Genomic DNA, 24,810 nt, shown 5'->3' with positions numbered 1-24,810 from the left:
CTAATCGCTAATACCAACATTATATCAAGGAAGTAGATATGTAGATACTGAGTTCCATATTGTTCAGTAAGCGCTACTCGCATTGAGTAGCGTATTTTTATTGAATTTTTATTAGAAAGAAGGTGAGAATATGTCAAAAATTGAAATGGCAGAGGACAAAATTATTAGCACAGTTGAGGGGAATGGACACAAATCGGAGGTTACTATCACGGCTTCAGCTATTACATTTGAAGTGTCAGGAGCAACGAAAATTACTTTAGTTGGTGATCAGTCATGTTAAGTGTTTCAAGTGATTCACGGATGGAGCCATTAATCAACATAGGAACAGATTTTAAAATGGAGCAATCAACAGATGGTAGTTTTACGTTGTCGTTGACAAGTTTTCCAAATGCAAATAATCCTGGTTATGAACTGTTGAAATCAGAAGCAATAATTAATGTGGGCGACATAGATTTTAGAGTTAAACAATTTAGTAACACAAACGATAGCAAAACAGTAACAGCAATTAACACTTTTTTTGATCATGCGAAAACAAGGCAACAGGCCATCTTCAGCGGCAGTCACACGCTTATAAATCATGCCAATTTTGCATTACAAGGTACAGGTTGGACTTGTACAGTAGAAAGTGACATAGCCAGTGTCACAAATTACATTGATAAGTTTGGCGATGATAATGTCGTATCGTTGGTTACAAAAATCTGCAAGTATCATCAATGTGAGTATATGATTTTACCTAATCGAGTCCTGCATTTTGCTAAATTAATTGGTGGTGACTATGACTATCAATTTCGGTATAAGCATAATGTTAGTTCTGTTGTCTTAAAAGAAGATACTTCAAATCTGTTTACTGTAATCAAGGGCTATGGTGCTGACGGATTAGAGGTTATTTATCGTTCGCCAAATGCAGACATATTTGGCGAATGGGAAGCGGAGCCAATACATGATAATCGATTTACCAATGCTCAATCGTTAAAAGATTATATTGCGAGTAAAATCCAAGATGTTCCTGAATTAGCGATAGAATCGGCAATACCTGAGCTTACTAGTCGAGAAATAGGAGAGCGAGTATGGCTTATCTATGAACCATTAGGTATAGAAATGCTGACACGTATCCTAAAACAAAATAAGGTGTTTCGAAACGGTAAACTTATCACAGCTAGCGTAGTGTTTGGTAATTCACTGATAAAGTCAACGGAAGATTTATTTGTGAAACAACAAATAGATTTAGAAGAGACTAAAGAAGAACTAGAAGAAGAGATTGAGGAAACGCAGAAAGAGTTCCAAAGCAAAATTGATCAAACCGATGATCGCATCACGCTAGAAGTTGACCAATTGGAAAAGTCTGTAGCTGCTATTGAAATAAAAGCAGATAACATTAATTTAAGTGTAAATAATCGTATTACAAATGAAATGGCTTCTATAAATATTAGAGCTGACCAAATTCAACAGACGGTTTCTGCACAAGGTTCATCTCTTAGTAGTATGGATAGCCGTCTTAGTAGTGCAGAAACCAGTATTACGCAGAATGCCTATAGTATTTCTTTAAAAGTAGATGCTACAGATTTTACTGGAGCAAATATGGTTAGTAAAATCAATTTAGATCCATGGGCTGCAACAATAGAAGCTTCTAAAATTAACTTAAATGGTGCTGTAATCGCTAGTGGTTCTATTACAGGTTATTCCACTCTTAATATTGCTACAGATGCAACAGTAGGTAACAATTTGTATCTCGGACAGGGTAATGGTGATAAGTCGTTAGTATTCAATAACTCTAACAGAATAAACAGTTCAGGATATGCTATGGAGATATCTGCACAAGCTCTAGCCCTTTCCTCTACTGATATCACTATAGGAAACTATGGTGGAATTACAGACTTTAATGGAACAGTGGATTTTTCGTACGCTACTGTTCGGGGTGTTGCTTTAGCACATTCGCCAGGTATAGGAATTTCTGTGTCTGGGGGTTATTTATATGTAAAGGAAAATGGTTTAACAGTAGGTTCAGTTAAATTAACGTAATAGAGTAGGGGGAATTTTTAAAATGGCAGAACAAGCAAAGTTCGTAATAATCAAACATGATGGTAAACAAATTGGCGTTTTAGAGGATTTAGATCTTAAAAAGTTGCAAACTACGTTATCAGGACAAACTAATGTTGTTGTTCGCATTGGAAATCTTATTCTTGCAAAAGGTATGATCCATGCAATTGTACGAGCGGAAAGTACAATTGAAACAGGTAATAATATTCATATGATTGTGGCACGTTGTAATGTTTACGTGAATGCGACTGATGTTAGTACAACGCTGGATAAGATCGAAACAGAAACAAATAGTAAAGAATTCGTACTGATTGATGATTCGGTGTTATTCTTCAGATTAGCTTTAGAAGTAGCACAGCCACTATAGAGATCACATATTAGATAGTAAGTGAAGAAACGCAAGCTAAAAGCTTAGCGTTATTTTTTATACTTAAAATTAGGAGCGTGAAGCTTAATGGGAGGAATTAATTTGGATTATTTAGAAGTAGCACATTTATATTTGTTCGGTGGAGTGAAGTTTTTACATTTATTGCTGTTATTGATGGGGCTAGATATTGTTACAGGTGTTTTCAAAGCAATAAAGAATGGGAACCTGTGGAGTCGTAAAAGTTTGTTTGGCTATGCACGTAAATTATTAATATTAATTGTAATTATCACAGCTAATATTGTTGATCAGGTATTGTCCTTAAGTGGCACGCTCACTTTTGCGACAGTACTTTTTTATATTGCAAACGAAGCACTATCAATCGTTGAAAACATGGCCCAATTAGGGGTATTAGTACCACAGCAATTAGCTGAAAAATTAAAGGTTATTGACAATCAACCAGATGAAAGGTTCGCACATGAAGTACTTAATGAGATGACTGGAAAAAATGTAGATAGTGAATTGAAATCAAAGGAAGGTGAAAAGAAATGACAACAGCTAAAAAAATAGAATTTCATGTAGGTCATTATGGTGATGGAACTGGAGCGAGGGGCATTATTGATGAAGTACAATATGCTCGTAAATTTATCAAACGTATTTATGACATCTGTATCGCTAATGGTGTACCAGCAACGTATTATGAAGATAAAGTTTCGAAAAATCAAACTCAAAATATCAATAATTTAATTGCTCACCATAATCAAGATCGTAATGGATTTATTGTATCTGGTCACTTAAATTCAAGTGGATATATAACAGAGCGAGGTATTGGAGCCGAGGTGCTTTATTTCGATCAAGATACTGTAGCAAAAGAAGTAGTAGATGCTATTTGCAATGCCAGTGGATTAAAAAATAGAGGGGCAAAAAAACGTACAGATTTAGGTGTGCTTGTGCGAACTTATGAACCTAGCATTTTAATAGAGTTTGGTTTTGTTAATAGTCGAACGGACATTGCATTTTTGGACAAACACTTTGAAGCGATTTGCCAAGCTGTAGCTAAAGTATTAGCAGCCCATATTGGATACACGATAAAGAAGGAGGTAGGTAGCGTGGAGAAAACTGTAGAAGCTAAAGTGATGCTAAATGATGCTAAGTCTATACCTGCAATCATTCAAGACGGAAGAACGTATGTACAAGTCCGTGAGTTAGCCGAGTTGTTAGGGTTGAAGCTCGTTTATAACAACGAAAGCAAAACAACAAAATTGTATGAGGTAGAATAATTCTAAAAATAATGCCCAGGTACTCAAATGTGAGTCTGGGCATTTCGATTATTGTTGCGTGATCATAGCATTAGAGAAAACTAAATATTGCCCATCCACTACGTTCACTTGATATCTACCATTAAAATTATTATTAGTGACAATTTCAGAGTTACCTACAGGGCCTGTCGCTACTTCGCCATAGGCATCACCATATGATTCAAGAACATATGAACCAGCAGGAATATCTACACCTACTTTATAATATCCAGCATCTGTGTAGTCTGTTTTATCATTTAACATTTCAAAAATCTGTTTAGCACTACTTACATTTAATTTATCGAAAGCAGATATATTAATTAATAGACCTCCATTTGAGATATTCCCAACACCATGTACAAATACATATCCAAAACTATCAAAGTTTTCGTTATCTACAATGTCTCCATTTTGATTTTCTTCCGAATAGTATTGTCCTTCGTTGAAACGAACGAAAGCGTAATCACCTTTTGGAATATCACCTTGAATGTAATCTCCTGAATCAAATGCTAATTTTTCATCAAATAAACTTATGAGGGCATCTGACAATTGTTGTTTAGGTGTGGGCTCAACTTCTTCTGCTTGAGTTTTATTTTCCTCTTCTTCAACATTTTCTTTGTTTGTAGAAGCTTCTATAACCTTTTCCTCTTTTGGGTTTGATTCTCCCTCGCCACATGCAGCAAGTAATAGTGCTGATAATATTCCGACATAAAATAATCTTTTCATTTTTGAAATCCTCCCTTTATATTTCCATTTTAGGAAACCATGAGTTAAATGTACATATGAAAAACAAATATGAATCAACTTATACTAAATCTTTGTACCATCTTTATATATAAAATTTGCTTCAAATTTAACTCCCATTGCTTCAGCGATTTCAATTAATTCCTTTTCGCTAAAATTATCTCTCTTCATTTTCTTCCAAAGGTTAGGCTGTGATGTCCCTAGCATTTCAGCTAATTCAGTTAAGTTTTTATTTTCCTTCGCTAAGAGCATACGAATTTTTTCTGCCATACTCATATTGTGATCACCTCAATTTATTATTTGTTTAATTGTAGTATATATTAATTAATCCCTAAATGGAATTAATAATAACCAAAAAGTTATAAAATTAGTTGAAGAAATAACTAATTAGGTTTATATTATAACTAATAAGTTTTAATTATAAACATTAGGAGGTTAATTTATGTCTAAACTACACTTATTAAATGAAATAACAACCGTTGTTAAAATGGCCTCTGGAAATTATGACGAAACAAAACTTGCTTTATATTTAGATGATTTGCTCTCGACCTATACAATTGAGACAAAAGATGAAATTGACGTAAATGAGAGTAATGAAGATTTGCTGAAGATGTATATAAATGCTATCAAACTAGAAAATTACTCAATAACTACAATTACAAATTATCAATACGAATTGAAACGATTTATCAACTTTATACAGAAAAATTTACTTCGTGCTTCTACTGCTGATATTCGCCAGTATCTTGCTGCACAAGCTCATTTAAAAAGTGGGACTATTGCAACTAAATTAACGATTATTAGTTCGTTCTTCAATTGGTTAGTACAAGAAGAAATGCTTCTTAAGAATCCAACAGCTAAAATAAAGACTCCAAAAACGCCTAAGAGGCTTCGAGATGGATTGTCTATCGAAGAACTTGAAACTGTTAGGGAACATTGTGAAACGCTTCGTCAGCGAGCTTTAATTGAAGTGTTTTATAGCACAGCTTGCCGATTAAATGAACTAAGATCGCTTAATGTAGAGGATATAAATTGGCAGGATATGAGCGTAGTTGTATTTGGTAAAGGGAGTAAGGAGAGAAAAGTCTTTCTTAGCTTCAAGGCACTTTATCATTTGAAGAGATATTTAAAATCACGTGCAGATGATTGTGAAGCATTGTTTGTTACTGAACGTAGGCCATTCAGAAGATTAACCAATAGAGGAATACAATTTCAAATTGATAAAATAGAGCAAGCTGCACAAGTGAGCAAGCCTTTAACACCTCACGTTATGCGCCACACATTTGCGACGCTTGCTATGGACGCTGGTATTGAACTTGCAGATTTGCAGCATCTTTTAGGGCATGAAAACCCAGCCACTACACTAAGATATGCACCAGTAAGTGAAGAACGTAAGCGTGATGCATTTAAAAAATACCATGTTCAATAAAAGAAATAACAGATAACGTATTATCGTTATCTGTTATTTAATATCAAATATGTCATTCATATCGGTGATTTCTAAGTATTGAATCACTTTAGCTACTTGTTCACGATTAAATATTTTCCTTTAGTTGTTAACCATTTCACTAATTACATTTTCCCTTAAACCTGTTTTTTCTTTCTGTTGGGCAATAGTGAAAAGGCGTGGAGCACGATAATGAATGCAGGATTAGGTTATGTATTAATTCAGATGTTCCCATTATTCCTAGATATTCTAAAAACAATTGGTGAGGCAGTTTAAAAAAGATGCAGCCTGTAAAATACAGACTACATCCCTTATAAGTCGCCAAACTATTTTTGATACTCAGGTTTTAAAACCATGTTGCAAATGCACTCAACCTGCGCAGTCTGTGCGAACATATCAACGGGTTGAATATATTCAACATCATAAAGCTTCGTTAACTGTTGTAAGTCCTTTGCCAAAGTGGATGGGTTACAGGAGGTATAAACAAAACGTTTAGGTTTTAGTTTAAGGACTGTTCGAATAAATTCTGGTGCTAGTCCTGTACGTGGTGGATCTACCGTAATCACATCAGGAGTAAATCCTTCCTTGCGCCATTTCGCTAGGACACTTTCCGCTGTACCGACTGCATATTTCGTATGTTTGAAGCCATGGTTTCGAGCATTTTTACGAGCATCCTGAATACTTTCAGGAATGACATCCATTCCACGAACTTCCTTCGCTTTATCTGCTAACCATAATCCAATTGTGCCAACGCCACAGTATGCATCAACCACTGTTTCTTTTCCCGTTAAAGCAGCAGCCTTTTTAATTTCATTATATAGATGAACTGTTTGTGTTGGATTTAGTTGGAAGAAGGCGCGGGCAGATAAATCAAAAGCCAATTCGCCAAGCTCTTCATGAATGGTTTCTTTGCCATCAAGTACAACAGTTTCATCACCGAAGATTAAGGATGTTTTTTCACGGTTAATATTTTGTGCAATGGATACAATACTCGGATCAATTTTTTTAATACGTGTAATCAATTCAGCTAAATGAGGGATTTCTTTCCTTGTTGTGACAAGGACGACTTGTGTTTCCCCAGTACGAATACCTGTACGTACAACAATCGTACGCACTAAACCATCTAGCGTACGACCATCGTAAATAGTGATATTTAGCTTTTGCAAAATTTTTCGAGTAGCAACTGTGATTTTAGAAGTACTTGGGTGCTGAACAAGGCAATCATTAATGTTTAACAGTTTATTACTTCCTTCAGCAAATAAACCTGCGTAAACACGCTTGCCTTCTTTACGTACTTGGAATTGGCTTTTATTACGATAATGCCAAGGATCATCCATACCAAGGGTTTTTCGCACTTCAATTGTTTCGAGTAAAGGTTTGGCATAGCGCTCTAATGCTTGTATAACAATGTCTCGTTTTTCTATTAGCTGTTTTTCATAGGTCATATGCTGAAGCTGGCAGCCGCCGCACTCATTGTACACTGGGCAAGGTGCTTCCTGACGATGTTTTGAAGCTTTACGAATGGCTAAAATTTCTGCTTCAGCAAAATTACGTTGTGTTTTTGTTACTTGAGCTGTGATCTCTTCACCAGGAATGGCTCCTTTTACAAATATCACATTACGTTTATAAAAACCTACACCTTCACCATTAATGCCTAGCCTTTTTATTGTCAGTGGGAATTTTTGTCCCACGGTCATTGTTGTTTGCTGCGTCAAACGTTCCACGTCCCTGCTCTATATTGTCATCTCCCCATTATAGCGAAGGAGCAGGCGATTGCAAAGCAACAGGAAAATCTTCATATTCTAATACTAAATCGTCAAGCGATAAGAAAGTATAACCTTGCTTTTTAGCTTCTGCAATAAACATTGGTAATGCTTCGGCATTATCCTGTGCTACTGTATGCATTAAAATAACAGCACCAGGATGCAGTTGTTCCATAAGTGCATTATAAGCATAATCTGCACCACGACGCTCATCCTTCATCCAATCCTTAAAGGCCACAGACCAGAAAATATGGCGATAACCTTCTGCATTGCCCACCTCTAGCACTTTTGCATTAAAAATTCCTTCAGGTGGACGAGCATATGTTGTACGATCGATGCCTGTCAATTCACGTAACTTGCCATCGAACTTTTGCCATTCTGCACGCATGCCATCTGGCGAAAGTCGAGCCATATTAGGGTGACCATAGGAGTGATTCCCGATAGTATGACCATCCTTCACCATGCGTTTCACTAAATCGCTAGCACTATCTAAGTAATGGCCTGTTAAAAAGAAAGTAGCAGGTACATTTTCTTTTTTCAATGTATCCAAAATACTTTCAGTAAAGCCGTTTTCATAGCCATTATCAAATGTTAAATAGGCAATTTTTTTATCTGCCTTCCCTTTATAAATCGCACCATATTTGTCGAGTAACTGATCGAGCTGTGCTCCTGCCTCTGCCTGCTCACCGTTTTTAGCGCGTTTAAAGCCCCAATGGTGTTCATCAGAACCAGCAGCAAAAAATGGATTAAAGCTAATTCCTGCGGCAATAATAAAAGTAGCAATTACCGCACCAACAATATGTTGTTTCCACATAAAAAACGCATCCTTTCTTTTTCATTAGAATGCGTAATTATTAAAAAATTATCCAACTTAATTTTTTCTAATTTTGAGCCTTTAACAAATTTTCAAGTGCTTGCTTTAGATAAGGGTATTTAAATATAAAATGTTGTTGTTCTAATAGGGTTGGTAGCACTTGTTGTCCTTCTAAAACAAGTGTGCTTTGTTCGCCGAGAGCTAAACGCATCGCAAAGCTAGGAACAGGCAGCCAATGACGTCTGCCCATGACTTCTGCAATCGTTTGACCAAATTCCTTCATTCTCATCGGATGCGGTGCTGTTATATTAAATGGTCCATGAATATTTTCATTTGTAATAGCGAAATAAATAGCACGTGCTACATCCTCAATATGTACCCATGAAAGCCATTGCTCTCCAGAGCCAATCGTGCCACCTATATGCATTTGATAAGGCAATAGCATTGGTGGAAGTGCGCCACTATTTCTACCTAAAATGACACCAAAACGTGCAAGAGCCACACGAATACCTAATGCTTCTGCTCGTTTCGCATGTCGCTCCCAATCGTGGACTGTAGTGCCTAAAAAATCAGTTGCGTAATCCGTAAAATCTTCATCATAGATGGCTTGTGTGGAAGTTGGGTATATACCAACCGCACTAGCATTGACAAGGACTTTTGGTTTTATCGTGAGCATGTCCATTATTCGTACAATCTCTGATGTGGCATTCATTCTGCTCCAATAGATAGCTTTCTTTTGTTTTTTTGTCCAACGACCATTATTTAATGAAACACCTGCTAAATTCACAAAGGCATCTACACCTTCAAAGATTGTCAAAGCTTGCTCATGCTGATGTAGCCATTGAACATAGTGAACGCCATTTTCGAGCCTTGACTCATGACGCGTTAGGACAAAAATGTCATGTCCGTTGTCCTGCAAAAGCTGTATAAGGGCTTTTCCAACAAAGCCAGTACCACCTGCAATCACTATTTTCATAACATGCACCTCTTTTCTCGAATAAAACGCTTCCTAATAAGTTTATCATGTAACCAAAAAAGTAAACATCTTTAGGCATTTATTGCAGAGCAGGAAGTTTACCCGTGGAAGGGAAAAGAATGCCCGTGACATAGGAAAATTAACCGTGCTATTTGTCAGTTCCCCCATAAAGAAATGCTATAATGATAATAGTGAGGTGTTTACTATGCGTATGATTACAAAAATTGCACGTCAAAAAAACAATCCTGAACGCTATAATATCTATTTAAATGAAGAATATGCTTTTCCGGTTGATGAAGCCATTCTCATTCAATTTGGTTTAACAAAGGGAAAGGTGCTCGATGAATTCGAAATTCAAGAGATTGCCTATGAAGATGAGATACGTAAGGCATTTAATAAGGGATTAAACTTCCTTTCATATCAAATGCGAAGTGAGCATGAGGTTAAGAAAAAACTGCTCAACTTAGAATTTGGAGAAGCTGTAGTGTTAGAGGCAATCCAAAAGTTAAAATCCTATGGCTTTATTAATGATGAAAACTATTCAAAGGCTCTGCTTGATACAAAGAAAGCTACTATGAAAAAAGGACCAAGAGCCATTAGACAAGACATGATCAAAAAAGGCATTGAGAAAAACTTGCAGGATGAGGTGCTTGCTACATATAGTTTTGAGGAACAAGTAAAACTGGCGAAGCAACTGGCAGAGAAAATTGTTCGAGCGGAGAGCAAGAAGACCCCAACACAAATTAAGACCAAAATTCAGGATTACTTATTAAGAAAAGGGTATGCTTTCTCGATTGTAGAAGAGGTGCTTAGCCAAGTTGAGATAGGGCAGGATGATGACAACTGGCAGCAGCTACTTGATGCTCAAGGCGAAAAAGTTTGGAAAAAGTACGTATCGAAGTATACTGGTTATGAGCTAAAAATGAAGGTTAAACAGGCGCTCTATCAAAAGGGTTTTCCTATAGAAGTAATAGATCGTTTTATAGAAGAGAAGGAGAATGAAGAATGAGTGAAAAAAATTATGCAGCTATGTCTGAACATGAATTGCGAGAGGAAATTGCCTTTCTAAAAGAGAAAGCTCGAAAGGCAGAACAGCTAGGAATCATCAATGAGTTTGCTGTTTATGAACGCAAAGCTTTAATGGCTGCGGCTTATTTAGTGGATCTTGATACGATCGTTCCAGGAGAAATGTATCGTATTGATGGTTCAGATAATGAATTTTTCCAAGTAGATTATTTGAAGGGACGCTTTGCTTGGGGTCATCGTTTAGGCGGAGACAAATACCAAGAGGCACTACCAGTATCTATCCTTTCCCCAGTAAAGGTGGGCAAATAAAATGGATGAAAAAATTGAGAAATTAACAGCAGAGTTACTTGCAAAGAATCCTCAGATGTCTGTTGGACGGGCACAGGTTTGGGTGGAGTTGTTATGGAGTGACTTTGAATCAACTGCCGCGAAAGCAGGATATGATTATCGTGGGGCAGAGTATACAGAAAATCTTGTTCGTCAATTAATTGCTAGCTATGGTGATAAACTACATGCCTTTGCAGGGCGCAATCCGAAGTATATACATTTACTAGATGCTAGTGATGATATGGTACAATAATAAAACCCTGACCAATATTGGTCAGGGTTTACTGCTTAATTACTTGCACCAATTTGTAATTTTTTCTGAAGCTTATCTTCTGTAAAGATCCAGCCTGTGTAAGACGTCATAATGTCATTAGCATCATTTAAATGTGCTACAGCAACGAAAGGATAACGATTGTCACTACGGTAACGCAAATCGATTAACCTTACTTCTATTAGGCCGTTTTCAAGCTCGGAAATCTCCCATCGATACATAGGAGAGAAAGACACAAATGCAGCTAAGTTAGGATCTTTCATTGCAGCATCTACAAGCGCAGTTTTAGGCAAAGGCTTAATTTCAAATTTATCATAAATATTAACAGTCCTTCCATAAGCACGGCCAACATAATAATGAGTTTTGGATTTGGCTGCGATTCGCCAGTGGAAGAAGCGCATAGTAGGTGCTACAATGACATATTCTTCATCTTGAATAGTATGATGCACCGCGTTTTTTACCGCTTTTTGCACAGCGAATCGTAAAATATAGTAAATCACGATAACCACGTACATGATACTGAATGTCCATACTGGATTTGTGCCAAATGCCCATAACACAATACCGACACAATGTAAGGAAAAAATAATGGGATCGAAGGTATTAATGACACCTAACGCAACCCATTTTCGAGAGAAAGGTCGAATTGCTTGTGTTCCATACGCGTTAAAAATATCGACAAAAACATGAAGTGCGACAGCTAAAAATGTCCAAAGCCATAAATGTAACACATTCACATCTTGCAAAATCAGTGATAAAACAAATGTAATTAAAATAGGCCAAATAGCTACAGCTGGTAGTGAGTGTGTAATTCCTCGGTGATGTCGGATATAGATGGCGTTATTACGTAGTTTTAACACAGTGTCGACATCTGGAGCTTGTGAGCCAATAATTGTACCTGCCATTACTGCTGTAAAAGTCATTGAATGATTGGCAACTACAGGGTCAGCTAATGCAAGACCGCCAAGGGCAATACCCATAACGAAATGTGTACCTGAATCCAAAAATATCCACTCCTAGTATGCATTAAAATCGAGTACAATGTGCATACAACTTTATTTCAAACATAATAAAAGGTATATTGAAATATTCTAACATTCGTGCGAAAGCGACGATTGTTGTCGATCTTCCGCGAATATTCTTTTCTTCATTGTATACCCTTTTCATCATAAATTAAATCGTAAAAACAACGGAGGTCACTGTGAATTACCCATATGTAACAGAATTTCGACAATCATTAGTTGACTGGTTTAACACAGAGAAGCGTGATTTACCGTGGAGACACACAACAGACCCTTATAAAATTTGGGTATCTGAAGTGATGCTACAACAGACACGTGTCGACACAGTTATTCCTTATTACAATCGCTTTATGGAAAGCTTTCCAACATTAGATTTGCTTGCGGAAGCACCTCAAGAATACTTATTAAAGCATTGGGAAGGTCTTGGCTATTATTCTCGTGCTCGCAATTTACAAGCAGGTGCTCGTGAGGTGTTAGAAAATTACGGAGGTATAGTACCTGACAATCGCCATGAAATATCTAAATTAAAAGGTGTTGGTCCCTATACTGCAGGTGCTATTTTAAGTATTGCCTATAATAAGCCTGAACATGCAGTTGACGGTAATGTTATGCGTGTTCTAAGTAGAGTGCTTGATATACATGAAGATATAGCTCTTCCCAAAACGAAGAAAATTTTTGAAAGTGCGGTTGAGGAACTAATTGATCCTGATCATGCTTCATCGTTTAACCAGGGCTTAATGGAGCTGGGTGCACTTATTTGTACACCTACCTCTCCAAAATGTTTATTATGCCCAGTAAGAGAGTATTGCACAGCTTTTAATGAGGGAGAACCAGAAAAATTACCTGTCAAATCAAAAAAGACAAAAATGAAGCATCTCACATATGATGTGCTCGTATATGAAAATGACAAAGGACAATTTTTAATGCAACAACGTCCTGAGGAAGGCTTGCTCGCTAATCTATGGCAATTTCCGATGATTGATACAAGCCAATCTTCAGCAGAAAATTTTACAAAGGAATATACAGTAAATGTCCAGGCCAAATATGAACTGCTTACATTTAAACATGTTTTTTCACATTTAACTTGGCATTTAAATAGCTATTATATAAAATGCGAATCGACTGAGCTAGGTGATTGGCTAAACTATGAGCAAATAGAACTTTTACCGATGCCTGTGCCTATGCTAAAAATTTGGGATGAAGTAAAAAAGCAAACGGCAGGAAAATAAATCCTTCTTAAAAATCACTGATTCATGAGCATAAAAGTCACCACCTCCGTACACAATAACTAGCGTGGAGGTGAATGAATGATGAAAAAACAAAACAACCAAAATTTCCAACCGAATAAAAACATGCAACGTCAAAGTGAAGAGTTTGGTTATGAAACGGACGTAAATGAAGTGCAAAAGCAAAATGCGAAAGCAGAGCAAAAGAAAGCTCCAGCTTCTGGCCGTTTCTCAAAAACTAACCAAGATTTAGGTGAGTAACACTTTGTAACTGCATAATTGCATTTACCTCTAAGGGGCTGTCTTAAATCCGAAAAGATGAAAAAGACAGCCCCTTTCAAATTGTTTAGGTAAGTAAATGGTCAGCATAAAAGGAAATCCTCTATAGCATTAACTAAAAAACCCCATCAAAGCTGACATTATATTAAAATTCGCTTATAATTGACTAAATTTTATACAAATTCAAAATAGCGTAGTGAAATTTGTGGTTTTCTAACTACACCTTTCGCGTACACATTGCTATAATATACTAGAGACTGCTAGATTTAGGTAGCATAGACGAAAAGGTGGGCTAACAAAATGGCATTACCGGTAGAAGGAGAAACGATACAAATACATAGTTATAAGCACAATGGCCGTATCCACCGTGTTTGGCAAGAAACGATGGTTTTAAAAGGAACGAAAAATATCGTAATCGGTGCGAATGAACGGACACTTGTAACAGAATCCGATGGTCGTACATGGCTAACGAGAGAGCCCTCTATTTGCTACTTCCATGCGGAACACTGGTTTAACATCATCTGTATGCTACGTGAAGACGGTGTGTATTATTATTGCAATCTAAGCTCACCATTTGTTTTCGATAATAATGCCATTAAATATATCGACTATGATTTAGATATTAAAGTTTTTCCTGACATGTCTTATACACTTTTAGACGAGGATGAATATGAGCTCCATCGGAAGGAAATGTCTTATCCTGATGTCATAGATAAGATTTTAAAGCGCAATGTCGATAAATTAATAAGCTGGATTCAACAAAAAAGAGGACCATTTGCACCCGATTTCATCGATGTCTGGACAAATCGTTACAAGTTCCAGCTTGATATGCAGTCAGATGATCAATCATGACACCTATTAGTTTAACTAATAGGTGTTTTTTATTGGAGGGGAGCAGAGTGTTGGTAAGGCAAAGGTAAAATAGTTCGCTATAAAGTCATCATAACTGTATTTTAGTCAAAATATTGCTATAATACTTAGGGCATTCATCTTCGAATGTCTGTTTCTTTTTGTAAGGATGTGATGATAAATTGGGAAGCATTAAGCGATATATGCGCTTTGTTAAACCATATACATGGGAAATTATTTTAACGATTATCATTGGTATAGTAAAATTTGCTATTCCACTATTTATTCCACTGCTCATTAAGATTGTGCTAGACGATATTATTGCAGCAGATGACTTAACAGATGTAGAAAAAACAAAAGAACTATTTTATTGGCTAGGTGGCACTATTATTGTGTTCTTTATTATCCGTCCACCTATTGAGTATTATCGACAATATTTTGCACAACACGTAAGCAACAAGGTGCTATTTGATATTCGTAAGGAAATTTATGCACATTTACAGCGTTTAAGCTTAAGGTACTATGCCAATACACGAGCAGGGGATGTTATTTCAAGGGTAATTAATGATGTTGAACAAACAAAGACCTTTGTCATGACGGGGTTAATGAATGTTTGGTTAGATCTGGCGACGATTGTAATTGCGATTGCCATTATGCTAACCATGGATGTGAAGCTAACACTAGTAGCGTTAATCGCATTTCCATTTTATGCTTTCAGTGTGAAGTACTTTTTTGGCAAATTGAGAGATTTAACACGGAAACGTTCTCAAGCTCTTGCAGGTGTACAAAGCTATTTACATGAACGTGTAGCTGGTATGAGCATTATTAAAAGCTTTACTTTAGAAAAGCATGAACAAAAATTGTTCGATTCAGCAAACGGTGAGTTTTTAGAAAAAGCGCTTGATCAAACAAAGTGGAATGCAAAATCATTTGCTGTCGTCAATACCATTACAGATGTAGCGCCATTACTAGTTATAGCCTACGCGGGCTATCAAGTAATAAATGGGTCACTTTCAGTTGGAACAATGGTTGCTTTTATTGCTTATATTGAACGTCTGTATGGCCCACTTCGTCGACTTGTTAGCTCTTCCACAACTTTAACACAGTCAATTGCTTCAATGGATCGAATGTTCGATTTAATAGATGAGCCTTATGAAGTGAAGGATAAGGACTATGCTCTTGAACTCCCACGTGCAAATGGGCAGGTTCGCTTTCAAAATGTATCCTTCCAATATGAAGAAACTGGCTCACCTATTATAGATGCTATCGATTTAACGATAAATCCTGGAGAGACTGTTGCCTTTGTAGGGATGAGTGGTGGTGGTAAGTCAACGATTATCAGTTTAATTCCTCGCTTTTATGATACAACAAGCGGGCAAGTGACCATTGATGGAAAAGATGTACGGGATGTCACTTTACATTCCTTACGATCTCAAATTGGTATTGTCCTGCAAGATAATATACTTTTTAGTGACTCTGTCAAAGAGAATATTTTAATGGGGAAACCAGATGCAACAGATGCACAGGTTATCGAAGCAGCGAAAGCGGCAAATGCCCATGACTTTATTATGAGTCTGCCTAATGGCTATGACACAAAGGTTGGAGAAAGAGGAGTAAAGCTCTCTGGCGGACAAAAACAACGAGTTGCCATTGCGCGTGTGTTTTTAAAAAATCCACCAATTCTAATCCTTGATGAGGCTACTTCTGCATTAGATTTGGAAAGTGAAGCACTGATTCAAGAATCGTTAGACAAGCTTGCTCATGAACGAACAACTATTATTATTGCGCACCGTCTTTCTACAATTACCCATGCTGACAAGATTTTCGTCATCGATCATGGTCAATTAATCGAAAGTGGAACACATGAACAGTTAATGGACAGTCAAGGGACATATTATAATTTATTCCAAGTGCAGCATTTAGATTAAAATTTTCCGTAAATTACACGGTTTAAGAACTTTTTTCAAAAAAGTCTTTCATTTATTCGAAAATGGAAGGCTATTTTTTTTTGAAAAATGTTAAAAATTATCTCTTTATAAGATTTTATTATTATCGAAGGCGATTATTGTAGAAATTCTATGTAATTTGCAGAATATTAATGATTGAAAGAGTAAGGATTTTTAGTTAGAATTATCTGAAAATAAGGAATTTAACGAAAGTTATAGTATTCTATTAATATTATTATACATTTAAGTAAAATATAGGTAGAGTGGGGCGTTACACATGAGGAAAAAACTACTAGAAATAAAAGGTTTGAAAACAACCTTTTTCACAGATAATGGGCAAATTCCTGCTGTAGACGATATCGATTTTTCTGTCCATGAAGGAGAAATTTTAGGGATTGTAGGAGAATCGGGAAGTGGTAAAAGTGTTACGTCGCTGTCCATCATGGGATTAATTCCATCACCACCAGGTAAAATAACGGGTGGAGCAATTTTGCTAGATGGCAAAAATATTGCTAAATGTACGGATAAACAAATGCAAAAAATACGTGGAAAAGACATTGCAATGATTTTCCAAGAGCCCATGACTTCGCTAAACCCTCTGTTCACGATTGGTGATCAGTTAAAGGAGGCTATATTAATCCATAATCCAAAATGGACAAAAAAGGAAGCGTTTGCAAGAGCGGTCGAAATCATGAAATTGGTAGGTCTACCACGTGCTGAGGAATTGCTAAAGGACTACCCACATCAGCTGTCTGGCGGTATGCGTCAACGTGTGATGATTGCTATGGCACTTGTCTGTGATCCTCAAGTATTGATTGCGGATGAGCCTACAACTGCATTGGATGTTACGATACAAGCCCAAATTTTACAGCTTATGAAAGACTTAAATAAACGATTGAATACAGCTGTGTTGTTAATTACACATGATCTGGGGGTTGTCGCGGAAACTTGTGAGCGAGTGATTGTTATGTATGCAGGACAAATAGTGGAAGAGGCGCCGATTCATGAAATTTTTACTAATCCTAAACATCCCTATACACAAGGGCTCATTCAATCAGTACCTGACATGCGTTATAAAAAGGAAAATTTATACTCCATTCCTGGAAGTGTACCGAAACCAGGAAGTATTCAGGTAGGCTGTCGTTTTGCGGCACGCTGTGAATATGCAATGGAACGTTGTTTACAGGAAACACCACCTTTATTTGAAGCAGCAGAGAATCATAAATCGAGATGTTTTTTACTAGAGAAGCAGGAGGTGGAGCAACGTGTCGAAAGCGTTATTAAAGGTTGAGGGGTTAAAAAAGTATTTTCCGATTCGAAAAGGAGTCCTTCATTCACATGCCGGGGATGTAAAGGCCGTAGATGATGTTTCCTTTGAAGTGTTTGAAGGAGAAACATTAGGAATTGTTGGCGAATCAGGCTGTGGCAAATCCACAACGGGTCGCTTATTAATGCGTTTACTGGAGCCAACTGGAGGTAAGATAGAATTCGCAGGTAAAATGATTTCAGAATTATCCAATAACGAAATGAGGAAGGCACGTAGAGATATTCAAATGATTTTTCAGGATCCCTATGCCTCACTAAATCCTCGCCATAACATCGGCAAAATTTTAGAGGAGCCTCTTATTGTTCATGGGATAGGTAATGCCAAAGAGCGAAAACAGAAAGTGTTGGAGCTACTTGAGATTGTTGGATTGAATGAATATCATATCAAGCGCTATCCGCATCAATTTAGTGGAGGGCAAAGGCAACGTATCGGCATTGCTAGAGCCTTGATGACTAATCCACGCTTAATTATTGCGGACGAGCCAGTATCTGCACTTGATGTATCCATCCAGGCACAGGTTTTGAATTTATTGCAAAAGCTGCAAAAGGATTTGAGGCTAACTTATATTTTTATTTCCCATGATTTAGGGGTTGTGCGTCATATTAGTAATCGAGTTGGCGTTATGTATTTAGGTAAATTAGTTGAGCTGACAGCGAGTGAGGACTTATATGCTGAACCGCTTCATCCATATACACAGGCACTTTTATCTTCGGTCCCTGTTCCAGATCCTACGTTTGAACGGGAGCAGATCATCATTTCAGGAGATATTCCAAGTGCATCAAACCCGCCAAGCGGTTGTACGTTCCATACGAGATGTCCGTTTAAAAAGGATCAGTGCTCACAGGTAATACCTAAAATGCAAGAAGTGAAACCAGGTCATTATGTTGCTTGCCATCTTTACGAGGCACTCCAACATTAAATGATATAAAAACTCATAGGGGGAAATTCGATGAAGAAAAAGAAGTTTTGGACTTTAGGTGTAATGCTACTCCTTATTCTCTCGACAATCTTAGCAGCATGTGGCGGCTCAGATACCAAGGATACGGGTAGTAAAGATACTTCAACTGGTGGCGATACAGCTAGCAGTGGAGAACCAAAAATTTTAGTGTATGGTCGGGGTGGAGATTCTGTAGCACTTGACCCTGCTGTTGTTACAGACGGTGAATCCTTCACAGTGACAGCTAATATTTATGAAACACTTGTAAACTTTGGAGAACGAGATGTAACAATTCAACCAGGCTTAGCCAAATCATGGGAGGCATCAGAGGATGGTTTAACGTATACTTTCCAGCTACAAGAAGGTGTGAAATTCCATGATGGCACAGATTTCAATGCTGAGGCTGTTGTTAAGAATATTGAACGTTGGAAAACAGGTGCAGATAAACACCCTTACTTTAGTTCACAATTTGTCGTTGGTGACAAGCAAGTAATTGAATCAGTAACTGCAGAGGGAGACTACACAGTTGTCTTTAAGTTAAGTCAACCTCAAGCACCATTTTTAAAAAATTTAGCAATGTCTCCTTTTGCAATTGCTTCTCCAACAGCATTTGAAGCAGATGAAGAAGGTTTATCTGCAAATCCTGTAGGAACAGGTCCATTCAAGTTTGTTAGCTGGGTACGTAATGACTCAATCACAATTGAGAAAAACCCAGATTACTATATTGATGGGTATCCTAAATTAGATAAAGTAATTTATCGTTCTATTCCAGAAAACTCAGCACGTTTAAATGATTTATTAGCAGGCAATATTGATGTAGCTGATGGCTTAAGTCCTTCTGATAAAGGAACAATTGAAGGCGATGCAAATTTACAGTTAATAGAACGTCCATCTATGAACGTTGGCTACCTTGGTTTAACTGTTACACGTCCACCTTTTGATAATGTAAAAGTACGTCAAGCAGTCAACTATGCAATTGATAAACAAGCATTAGTGGATGCGTTTTATGAAGGGCTAGCTGAACCAGCGAAAAACCCAATGCCACCAGTAATTTCTGGTTATAACGATGAAGTGACAGGCTATACGTATGATCCTGAAAAAGCGAAAGCATTACTTGCTGAAGCAGGCTATGATGGCAAGGAAATTGAGCTATGGGCAATGCCAGTACCACGTCCATACATGCCAGATGGACAAAAAGTGGCTGAAGCGATTCAAAAGAACTTAGAAGACGTAGGTATTAAATCTAAAATTGTGTCATTTGAATGGGCTACGTATTTAGAAAAAGCTCAAAATGGTGAAGCGGATGCATTCCTACTTGGCTGGACAGGCGATAATGGGGATGCGGATAACTTCCTATACACGTTATTAGACGCCGATAATATTGGTTCTAATAACTATACGTTCTATGATAATCCAGAATTACACAAGATATTAACAGCTGCTCAAACTGAGATCGATGAAGACAAGCGTAATGAACTTTATAAGCAAGCTCAAGTAATTATTTCTGAGGATGCTCCATGGGTTCCACTTGCTCACTCTATTCCAATTTTAGCTGCTAACAAGAAAGTTACAAATTACATTGCGCATCCTACTGGCTCTGACCGTTTAGATGCAGTAGATATTCAATAGTAAATTTCATCATTTTTAATTGAACAAAGGAATGTGAAGAATCTGCTTGCTTTTCTGCGGGTAAGCCGTGGAAATCTCGCAGATTCTTTTCAAGTAAAGATCATGATTATTTCCTGTATGAAAGAATTCAACTAAACATTCAAAACCGTTTAGTGAAGGCTCAACCTTTCAACAGTATATAAAGACTTCACAGTAGATTATGAAAATCATAGAGAGGTGATGAAAATGCTTCACTACATGGGGAGACGTTTACTTCAACTAATCCCAGTTTTGCTTGGAATGACTTTTATCGTCTTTATGTTGATACGGGCAATCCCTGGAAATCCAGCACAGGTTATTTTAGGACAACAGGCAACAAAAGAGGCGGTCGAGGCGTTAAACGCAAGTTTAGGATTAGATAAGCCGTGGTATACACAATATTTTAGTTACTTAGCAGGTATTTTTCAGGGGGATTTAGGGGTTTCCCTACGTACGAAACTACCTGTATCAGAAGAAATTTTCCCATACTTAGCAGCAACGGCCGAACTTGCACTATTTGCGATGATCATTGCGATCGTTATTGGTGTGAATGCTGGCATTATTTCTGCATGGTTCCAAAATTCTTGGTTTGATTATACAGCGATGATTATAGCGTTAATCGGTGTATCTGTACCTGTGTTCTGGCTTGGATTGATGGAGCAGTGGACATTTAGTAGTAAGCTTGGTTGGTTACCTACATCTGGTCGAGAAGATGTACGAAATCCAATTACCGCCATAACCCATTTTTATTTACTAGATACGCTCATTCAAGGACGCTTTGATCAATTCATCGAAGTCATAAAGCGATTAATATTACCAGGAGTAGCACTTGCCACGATTCCAATGGCTATCATTGCCAGAATCACAAGGTCCTCCATGCTGGAAGTTATGCGTTCAGATTACGTAAGGACTGCAAGAGCAAAAGGACAAAAAATGTTTATCGTTGTTTATAAGCATGCATTAAAGAATGCGGTTATTCCTGTGTTAACGGTAATTGGTCTACAAACAGGATTACTGTTAGGTGGGGCCATTTTAACAGAAACGATTTTTAGTTGGCCAGGAATTGGTCGTTATATTTATGATGCGATTGGCTTCAGGGATTATCCTGTTATTCAATCAGGTATTCTCATCGTTGCATTTATTTTCATCATGATTAACTTAATCGTGGATTTACTGTATACAGTAGTCGACCCACGGATTAAATACAAATAGAAGGGAGTTGCAATGATGACTGGAGCAATCGATATAAAAAAAGAAGTAGCACCAGTTCGAGAAAAGGCAGTAGGTCCATGGCTCGAAGGCTGGCGTAGTTTTAAAAAGAGCAAAGTATCCCTTGTTGGAGCAGGAATTGTTATATTTTTTATCTTACTAGCTGTCATTGGTCCGTTCATTGCACCACAAGGCATCAATGAACAAGATTTAACGAAACGTTTACTGGCACCATCCGCTGATCATTGGTTTGGAACGGATGATTTTGGGCGGGATATTTTTTCGAGGATCATTCACGGTGCAAGGATTTCACTATGGGTAGGCTTTTTCTCTGTTATTTTGTCCGTGATAATTGGTAGTTTACTTGGCATCATTGCAGGTTATTATGGAAAATGGGTCGATACGATAATTTCTCGTATTTTTGATATTATGCTAGCTTTCCCTAGTATGCTACTAGCGATTGCAGTAGTATCAGTGCTGGGTCCATCTTTACAAAATGCATTAATCGCCATTGCTATTATTAACGTACCGAATTTTGGGCGCTTAATCCGCTCTAAAGTTTTAAGTGTCAAGGAAGAGGAGTATATAGTAGCGGCAAAAGCAATTGGTATGCGTGATGCACGAATACTATTTTCGCATATTTTGCCGAATTCCATAACGCCAATAATTGTACAGGGGACATTAGCAATTGCGACAGCTATTATTGAAGCGGCAGCATTAGGCTTCCTTGGGCTAGGGGCTCAAGCTCCAGCACCAGAATGGGGAAAAATGCTAGCGGATGCACGGAAGTTTTTATTAAATGCTCCGTGGACGATGATTTTCCCTGGTTTAGCTATTATGTTAACCGTATTAGGCTTTAATCTAATGGGGGATGGACTACGAGATGCATTAGATCCAAAAATGAAAAGTTAGTAAATAGAAACATAGCCTTCTACAAGTTAGAAGGTTTTTTAGCTGCTTGGACCAATGGATATAAAAGGAACATTTTTACTACAAAAACGTTCTATGTTATAGAAAAAGGCGTGAGGGGCTTTCTAAAATAAGTGAAAACACCTTTTCGGAGCCATTAATTGAATTTTTTGTCACGTTATTTTAGACTTAATTTTAAGTAGAAATCTTATAGCTTAGTAGATTATTGCTTACCATAAAATCTTTCGACTGAAATACATATTTTAGGAGGGTGTTAGAATTGGGGATTAATTTACAAAAAGGACAAAGAGTGGATTTAACAAAGGGTAACGCAGGATTAAATAAAATTAAAGTTGGTTTAGGGTGGGACCCTGTAGGCCAAGAGAAAAGTGGCGGCTTTTTAGGTGGTTTATTTTCTAGCAGAAATAGTGGCAGTGGCAGAAGTATCGACTGTGATGCTTCGGTATTAATGTTACAAGATGATAAGGTTGTAGCGGGTGACGATGTTGTTTATTTCGGGAAATTAACAAGTAGCTGCGGTTCTGTTCGACATTCAGGTGATAATTTAACAGGTGACGGCGATGGTGATGATGAGGTAATTACAATTGAACTATCGTCCGTACCTTCGCAATATAACAAGCTTGTGTTTGTTGTAAACATCTATGATGCGGCAGGTCGCAATCAACACTTCGGTATGATTCATAATGCATATATTCGTGTGTATGATGATAGGACAGGAAGCGAACTAATTCGCTATAATTTAACTGATAATTATTCAAATTTAACGACGTTAGTATGTGGAGAAATTTACCGACATAATAACGAATGGAAATTTGCTGCGGTTGGTACGGGAACAAATGACATAAAGCTTGGCGACGTTGTTCGAAGATATCAATAAATAATTGACTAAATAGGAGGAATAAAAATTATGGGCATTTCATTACAAAAAGGTCAAAAGGTAGATTTAACTAAAACAAATCCAGGGTTAACGAATGTTGTTGTAGGTTTAGGTTGGGATACAAATAAATATGATGGTGGTCATGATTTTGACTTAGACTCCTCTGTATTTTTACTTGCTGATACAGGTAAAGTTTCAGATCAAAATGATTTTATTTTTTATAACAACACTAAAGGTGGCAATGGTTCAGTAGAGCATTCAGGCGATAATTTAACAGGTGTAGGCGAAGGTGACGATGAAGTGGTGAAAGTGGCATTAACTCAAGTACCTGCTCATGTTCAGCGATTAGCCTTCACTGTAACAATTCATGATGCAGAGTCTCGCAGTCAAAACTTCGGTATGGTGTCTAATGCCTATATTCGTATTATGAATGCTGCTTCCAACGAAGAAATTATTCGCTATGATTTAGGCGAGGATTTCAGTATCGAAACAGCTATTGTTGTAGGGGAATTATATCGTCATAACGGAGAATGGAAATTTAATGCGATTGGTGCAGGCTATCAAGGTGGCTTAGCTGCTTTATGTAATGATTATGGCTTAAGTGTAAACTAAAATTTCATCTTTGGACAGAAAGGGAGATTTTTGAATGGCTATACAATTAAGTAAAGGGCAACGTATTGATTTAACAAAGCAAGATCCAGGCTTAAATAGCATTGGCATTGGTTTAGGCTGGGATGTAAAGCAATTTGATGGTGGACAAGACTTTGACCTGGATGCATCTGTATTTTTACTAGATGCTTCAGGTAAATGTCGTAATGAACAGGACTTTATTTTCTATAATAATCTATCGAGCCCAGACCAGTCAGTTGTCCATACAGGAGATAATCGTACAGGTGCAGGGGATGGGGATGATGAAAAAATTCTTGTCAACTTAAAGCAAGTATCACCTCAAATTGAAAAAATTGTAGTGACGGTTACTATTTACGATGCCGAGGGACGTCATCAAAACTTCGGGCAAGTCTTAAATGCCTATGTACGATTGACGAACGAAGAGTCGGGATCAGAGGTATTGCGTTACGATCTAGGCGAAGATTTCAGCATTGAAACGGCTGTAGTATTTTGTGAGCTGTACCGACATAATGGTGAGTGGAAATTTGCTGCAGTAGGTTCAGGTTACCAGGGTGGACTAGCTGCTTTAATCAATGCATATGGCCTACAGTAACTATGGGACATAGGTGCATGGTGGAGGATCTGATGTAGATGTATTAAATGAGATAGTAAATACATATGCACAGTTTTTAAACTAGCAGATGTAACAGGGGCTTATCGTAATGCACCGAAAATGTGTGTTAGTATTTGGGGGCTACCATCCTTCGCATGAAATTTTTGTTATTATTTTAATAGCTGCATTCTTATTGATATTTGTTGTTTACAAGTTGAAAAAGAAAACAGCAGTGTAAACAAGGCACTGTATTAGTCTGTATGGAACAGGCT

General features: G+C 37.3%; 28 protein-coding genes. 22 read left to right on the top strand and 6 right to left on the bottom strand.

Annotated elements, in window-relative coordinates; genetic code table 11:
- Positions 1 to 130: 130 nt before the first annotated feature.
- The 5 genes from NP781_RS18770 to NP781_RS18750 all read left to right on the top strand — a co-directional run bounded on the left by NP781_RS18770 (position 131) and on the right by NP781_RS18750 (position 3,681).
- Positions 131 to 280 (top strand): hypothetical protein, encoded by a 150-nt coding sequence (locus NP781_RS18770; RefSeq protein ID WP_257520557.1) that lies wholly within the window; start codon positions 131 to 133, stop codon positions 278 to 280.
- Positions 274 to 2,019: a phage tail spike protein gene (locus NP781_RS18765; protein ID WP_306828136.1), complete on the top strand. Its 1,746-nt coding sequence runs from the start codon at positions 274 to 276 to the stop codon at positions 2,017 to 2,019. Before NP781_RS18770 ends, NP781_RS18765 begins: the two co-directional genes overlap by 7 nt.
- A gap of 22 nt (positions 2,020 to 2,041) precedes the next feature.
- Positions 2,042 to 2,404, top strand: a complete 363-nt coding sequence (locus NP781_RS18760) for a hypothetical protein (RefSeq protein WP_257520556.1) — start codon at positions 2,042 to 2,044, stop codon at positions 2,402 to 2,404.
- 87 nt (positions 2,405 to 2,491) lie between these two features.
- Positions 2,492 to 2,953, top strand: a complete 462-nt coding sequence (locus NP781_RS18755) for a phage holin family protein (RefSeq protein ID WP_257520555.1) — start codon at positions 2,492 to 2,494, stop codon at positions 2,951 to 2,953.
- The gene (locus NP781_RS18750) at positions 2,950 to 3,681 is read left to right on the top strand and encodes an N-acetylmuramoyl-L-alanine amidase (protein WP_257520554.1); all 732 of its coding nucleotides are present in this window, start codon (positions 2,950 to 2,952) and stop codon (positions 3,679 to 3,681) included. The genes NP781_RS18755 and NP781_RS18750 overlap by 4 nt, the downstream gene beginning before the upstream one ends.
- Before the next feature lie 48 nt (positions 3,682 to 3,729).
- On the opposite strand, the gene NP781_RS18745 is transcribed toward NP781_RS18750, so the two are convergent.
- Entirely contained in the window at positions 3,730 to 4,425 is a 696-nt protein-coding gene (locus NP781_RS18745; protein ID WP_257520553.1) for a hypothetical protein, read from the bottom strand.
- A gap of 84 nt (positions 4,426 to 4,509) precedes the next feature.
- Positions 4,510 to 4,719, bottom strand: a complete 210-nt coding sequence (locus NP781_RS18740; RefSeq protein WP_257520552.1) for a helix-turn-helix domain-containing protein — start codon at positions 4,717 to 4,719, stop codon at positions 4,510 to 4,512.
- Between the two features lie 166 nt (positions 4,720 to 4,885).
- Between NP781_RS18740 and NP781_RS18735 the strand changes: the two genes are divergently transcribed.
- Complete coding sequence (locus NP781_RS18735) at positions 4,886 to 5,872, top strand: tyrosine-type recombinase/integrase (RefSeq protein WP_257520551.1); 987 nt, start codon at positions 4,886 to 4,888, stop codon at positions 5,870 to 5,872.
- A 344-nt stretch (positions 5,873 to 6,216) separates the two neighbouring features.
- On the opposite strand, the gene rlmD is transcribed toward NP781_RS18735, so the two are convergent.
- The 3 genes from rlmD to NP781_RS18720 form a co-directional block, all read right to left on the bottom strand.
- Positions 6,217 to 7,605 (bottom strand): 23S rRNA (uracil(1939)-C(5))-methyltransferase RlmD, encoded by a 1,389-nt coding sequence (rlmD, locus tag NP781_RS18730; RefSeq protein ID WP_257520550.1) that lies wholly within the window; start codon positions 7,603 to 7,605, stop codon positions 6,217 to 6,219.
- Positions 7,606 to 7,642: 37 nt separating this feature from the next.
- Positions 7,643 to 8,467, bottom strand: coding sequence for a polysaccharide deacetylase family protein (locus NP781_RS18725; protein WP_009371550.1), 825 nt, complete (start codon positions 8,465 to 8,467; stop codon positions 7,643 to 7,645).
- A 67-nt stretch (positions 8,468 to 8,534) separates the two neighbouring features.
- On the bottom strand, positions 8,535 to 9,443 hold the full coding sequence (locus NP781_RS18720) for a TIGR01777 family oxidoreductase (RefSeq protein ID WP_221682833.1): 909 nt from the start codon (positions 9,441 to 9,443) through the stop codon (positions 8,535 to 8,537).
- 205 nt (positions 9,444 to 9,648) lie between these two features.
- Here NP781_RS18720 and recX point away from each other — a divergent pair, with 205 nt between their 5' ends.
- Genes recX through NP781_RS18705 form a run of 3 tightly spaced genes read left to right on the top strand, consistent with a single transcriptional unit; the run spans position 9,649 to position 11,049 of the window.
- On the top strand, positions 9,649 to 10,452 hold the full coding sequence (gene recX, locus NP781_RS18715; protein ID WP_036219262.1) for a recombination regulator RecX: 804 nt from the start codon (positions 9,649 to 9,651) through the stop codon (positions 10,450 to 10,452).
- On the top strand, positions 10,449 to 10,778 hold the full coding sequence (locus tag NP781_RS18710; RefSeq protein ID WP_036076977.1) for a YfhH family protein: 330 nt from the start codon (positions 10,449 to 10,451) through the stop codon (positions 10,776 to 10,778). Before recX ends, NP781_RS18710 begins: the two co-directional genes overlap by 4 nt.
- A 1-nt stretch (position 10,779) precedes the next feature.
- Positions 10,780 to 11,049 (top strand): YfhJ family protein, encoded by a 270-nt coding sequence (locus NP781_RS18705; RefSeq protein ID WP_016995383.1) that lies wholly within the window; start codon positions 10,780 to 10,782, stop codon positions 11,047 to 11,049.
- A 35-nt stretch (positions 11,050 to 11,084) separates the two neighbouring features.
- Here the strand turns inward: NP781_RS18705 and NP781_RS18700 are convergent, their stop codons facing one another.
- Entirely contained in the window at positions 11,085 to 12,071 is a 987-nt protein-coding gene (locus NP781_RS18700; RefSeq protein WP_257520549.1) for a metal-dependent hydrolase, read from the bottom strand.
- Positions 12,072 to 12,268: 197 nt separating this feature from the next.
- On the opposite strand from NP781_RS18700, the gene mutY reads away from it, so the two are divergent.
- The 13 genes from mutY to NP781_RS18635 all read left to right on the top strand — a co-directional run bounded on the left by mutY (position 12,269) and on the right by NP781_RS18635 (position 24,776).
- Complete coding sequence (gene mutY, locus NP781_RS18695; RefSeq protein WP_257520548.1) at positions 12,269 to 13,318, top strand: A/G-specific adenine glycosylase; 1,050 nt, start codon at positions 12,269 to 12,271, stop codon at positions 13,316 to 13,318.
- A gap of 78 nt (positions 13,319 to 13,396) precedes the next feature.
- Positions 13,397 to 13,576, top strand: a complete 180-nt coding sequence (locus NP781_RS18690) for a gamma-type small acid-soluble spore protein (RefSeq protein WP_004230485.1) — start codon at positions 13,397 to 13,399, stop codon at positions 13,574 to 13,576.
- A gap of 318 nt (positions 13,577 to 13,894) precedes the next feature.
- A complete protein-coding gene (locus NP781_RS18685; RefSeq protein ID WP_004230486.1) occupies positions 13,895 to 14,446 on the top strand; it encodes a nucleoside tri-diphosphate phosphatase in 552 nt (183 codons plus the stop codon).
- Between the two features lie 179 nt (positions 14,447 to 14,625).
- Entirely contained in the window at positions 14,626 to 16,371 is a 1,746-nt protein-coding gene (locus NP781_RS18680; RefSeq protein WP_306828119.1) for an ABC transporter ATP-binding protein, read from the top strand.
- A 295-nt stretch (positions 16,372 to 16,666) separates the two neighbouring features.
- A complete protein-coding gene (locus tag NP781_RS18675) occupies positions 16,667 to 17,680 on the top strand; it encodes an ABC transporter ATP-binding protein (protein WP_221682837.1) in 1,014 nt (337 codons plus the stop codon).
- Positions 17,655 to 18,635: an ABC transporter ATP-binding protein gene (locus NP781_RS18670; protein WP_221682838.1), complete on the top strand. Its 981-nt coding sequence runs from the start codon at positions 17,655 to 17,657 to the stop codon at positions 18,633 to 18,635. Before NP781_RS18675 ends, NP781_RS18670 begins: the two co-directional genes overlap by 26 nt.
- Positions 18,636 to 18,665: 30 nt before the next feature.
- A complete protein-coding gene (locus NP781_RS18665; protein WP_257520547.1) occupies positions 18,666 to 20,282 on the top strand; it encodes an ABC transporter substrate-binding protein in 1,617 nt (538 codons plus the stop codon).
- A 225-nt stretch (positions 20,283 to 20,507) separates the two neighbouring features.
- On the top strand, positions 20,508 to 21,512 hold the full coding sequence (locus NP781_RS18660; protein WP_004230491.1) for an ABC transporter permease: 1,005 nt from the start codon (positions 20,508 to 20,510) through the stop codon (positions 21,510 to 21,512).
- Between the two features lie 12 nt (positions 21,513 to 21,524).
- Positions 21,525 to 22,421: a nickel transporter permease gene (nikC, locus tag NP781_RS18655; RefSeq protein WP_221682840.1), complete on the top strand. Its 897-nt coding sequence runs from the start codon at positions 21,525 to 21,527 to the stop codon at positions 22,419 to 22,421.
- A 277-nt stretch (positions 22,422 to 22,698) separates the two neighbouring features.
- Positions 22,699 to 23,316, top strand: a complete 618-nt coding sequence (locus tag NP781_RS18650) for a TerD family protein (RefSeq protein ID WP_048394762.1) — start codon at positions 22,699 to 22,701, stop codon at positions 23,314 to 23,316.
- Between the two features lie 30 nt (positions 23,317 to 23,346).
- Positions 23,347 to 23,928 (top strand): TerD family protein, encoded by a 582-nt coding sequence (locus NP781_RS18645; protein ID WP_221682841.1) that lies wholly within the window; start codon positions 23,347 to 23,349, stop codon positions 23,926 to 23,928.
- A gap of 34 nt (positions 23,929 to 23,962) precedes the next feature.
- On the top strand, positions 23,963 to 24,538 hold the full coding sequence (locus tag NP781_RS18640) for a TerD family protein (protein WP_004230495.1): 576 nt from the start codon (positions 23,963 to 23,965) through the stop codon (positions 24,536 to 24,538).
- Between the two features lie 109 nt (positions 24,539 to 24,647).
- Positions 24,648 to 24,776 carry a hypothetical protein gene (locus NP781_RS18635; RefSeq protein ID WP_255601706.1) on the top strand — a complete coding sequence of 43 codons (129 nt, stop codon included), beginning with the start codon at positions 24,648 to 24,650 and terminating at the stop codon, positions 24,774 to 24,776.
- Positions 24,777 to 24,810: the final 34 nt, after the last annotated feature.

The sequence above is a fragment of the Lysinibacillus sp. FN11 genome (assembly GCF_024628845.1).
GTDB lineage: Bacteria > Bacillota > Bacilli > Bacillales_A > Planococcaceae > Lysinibacillus > Lysinibacillus capsici.
This window is presented reverse-complemented; position numbering and strand designations above follow the sequence as displayed.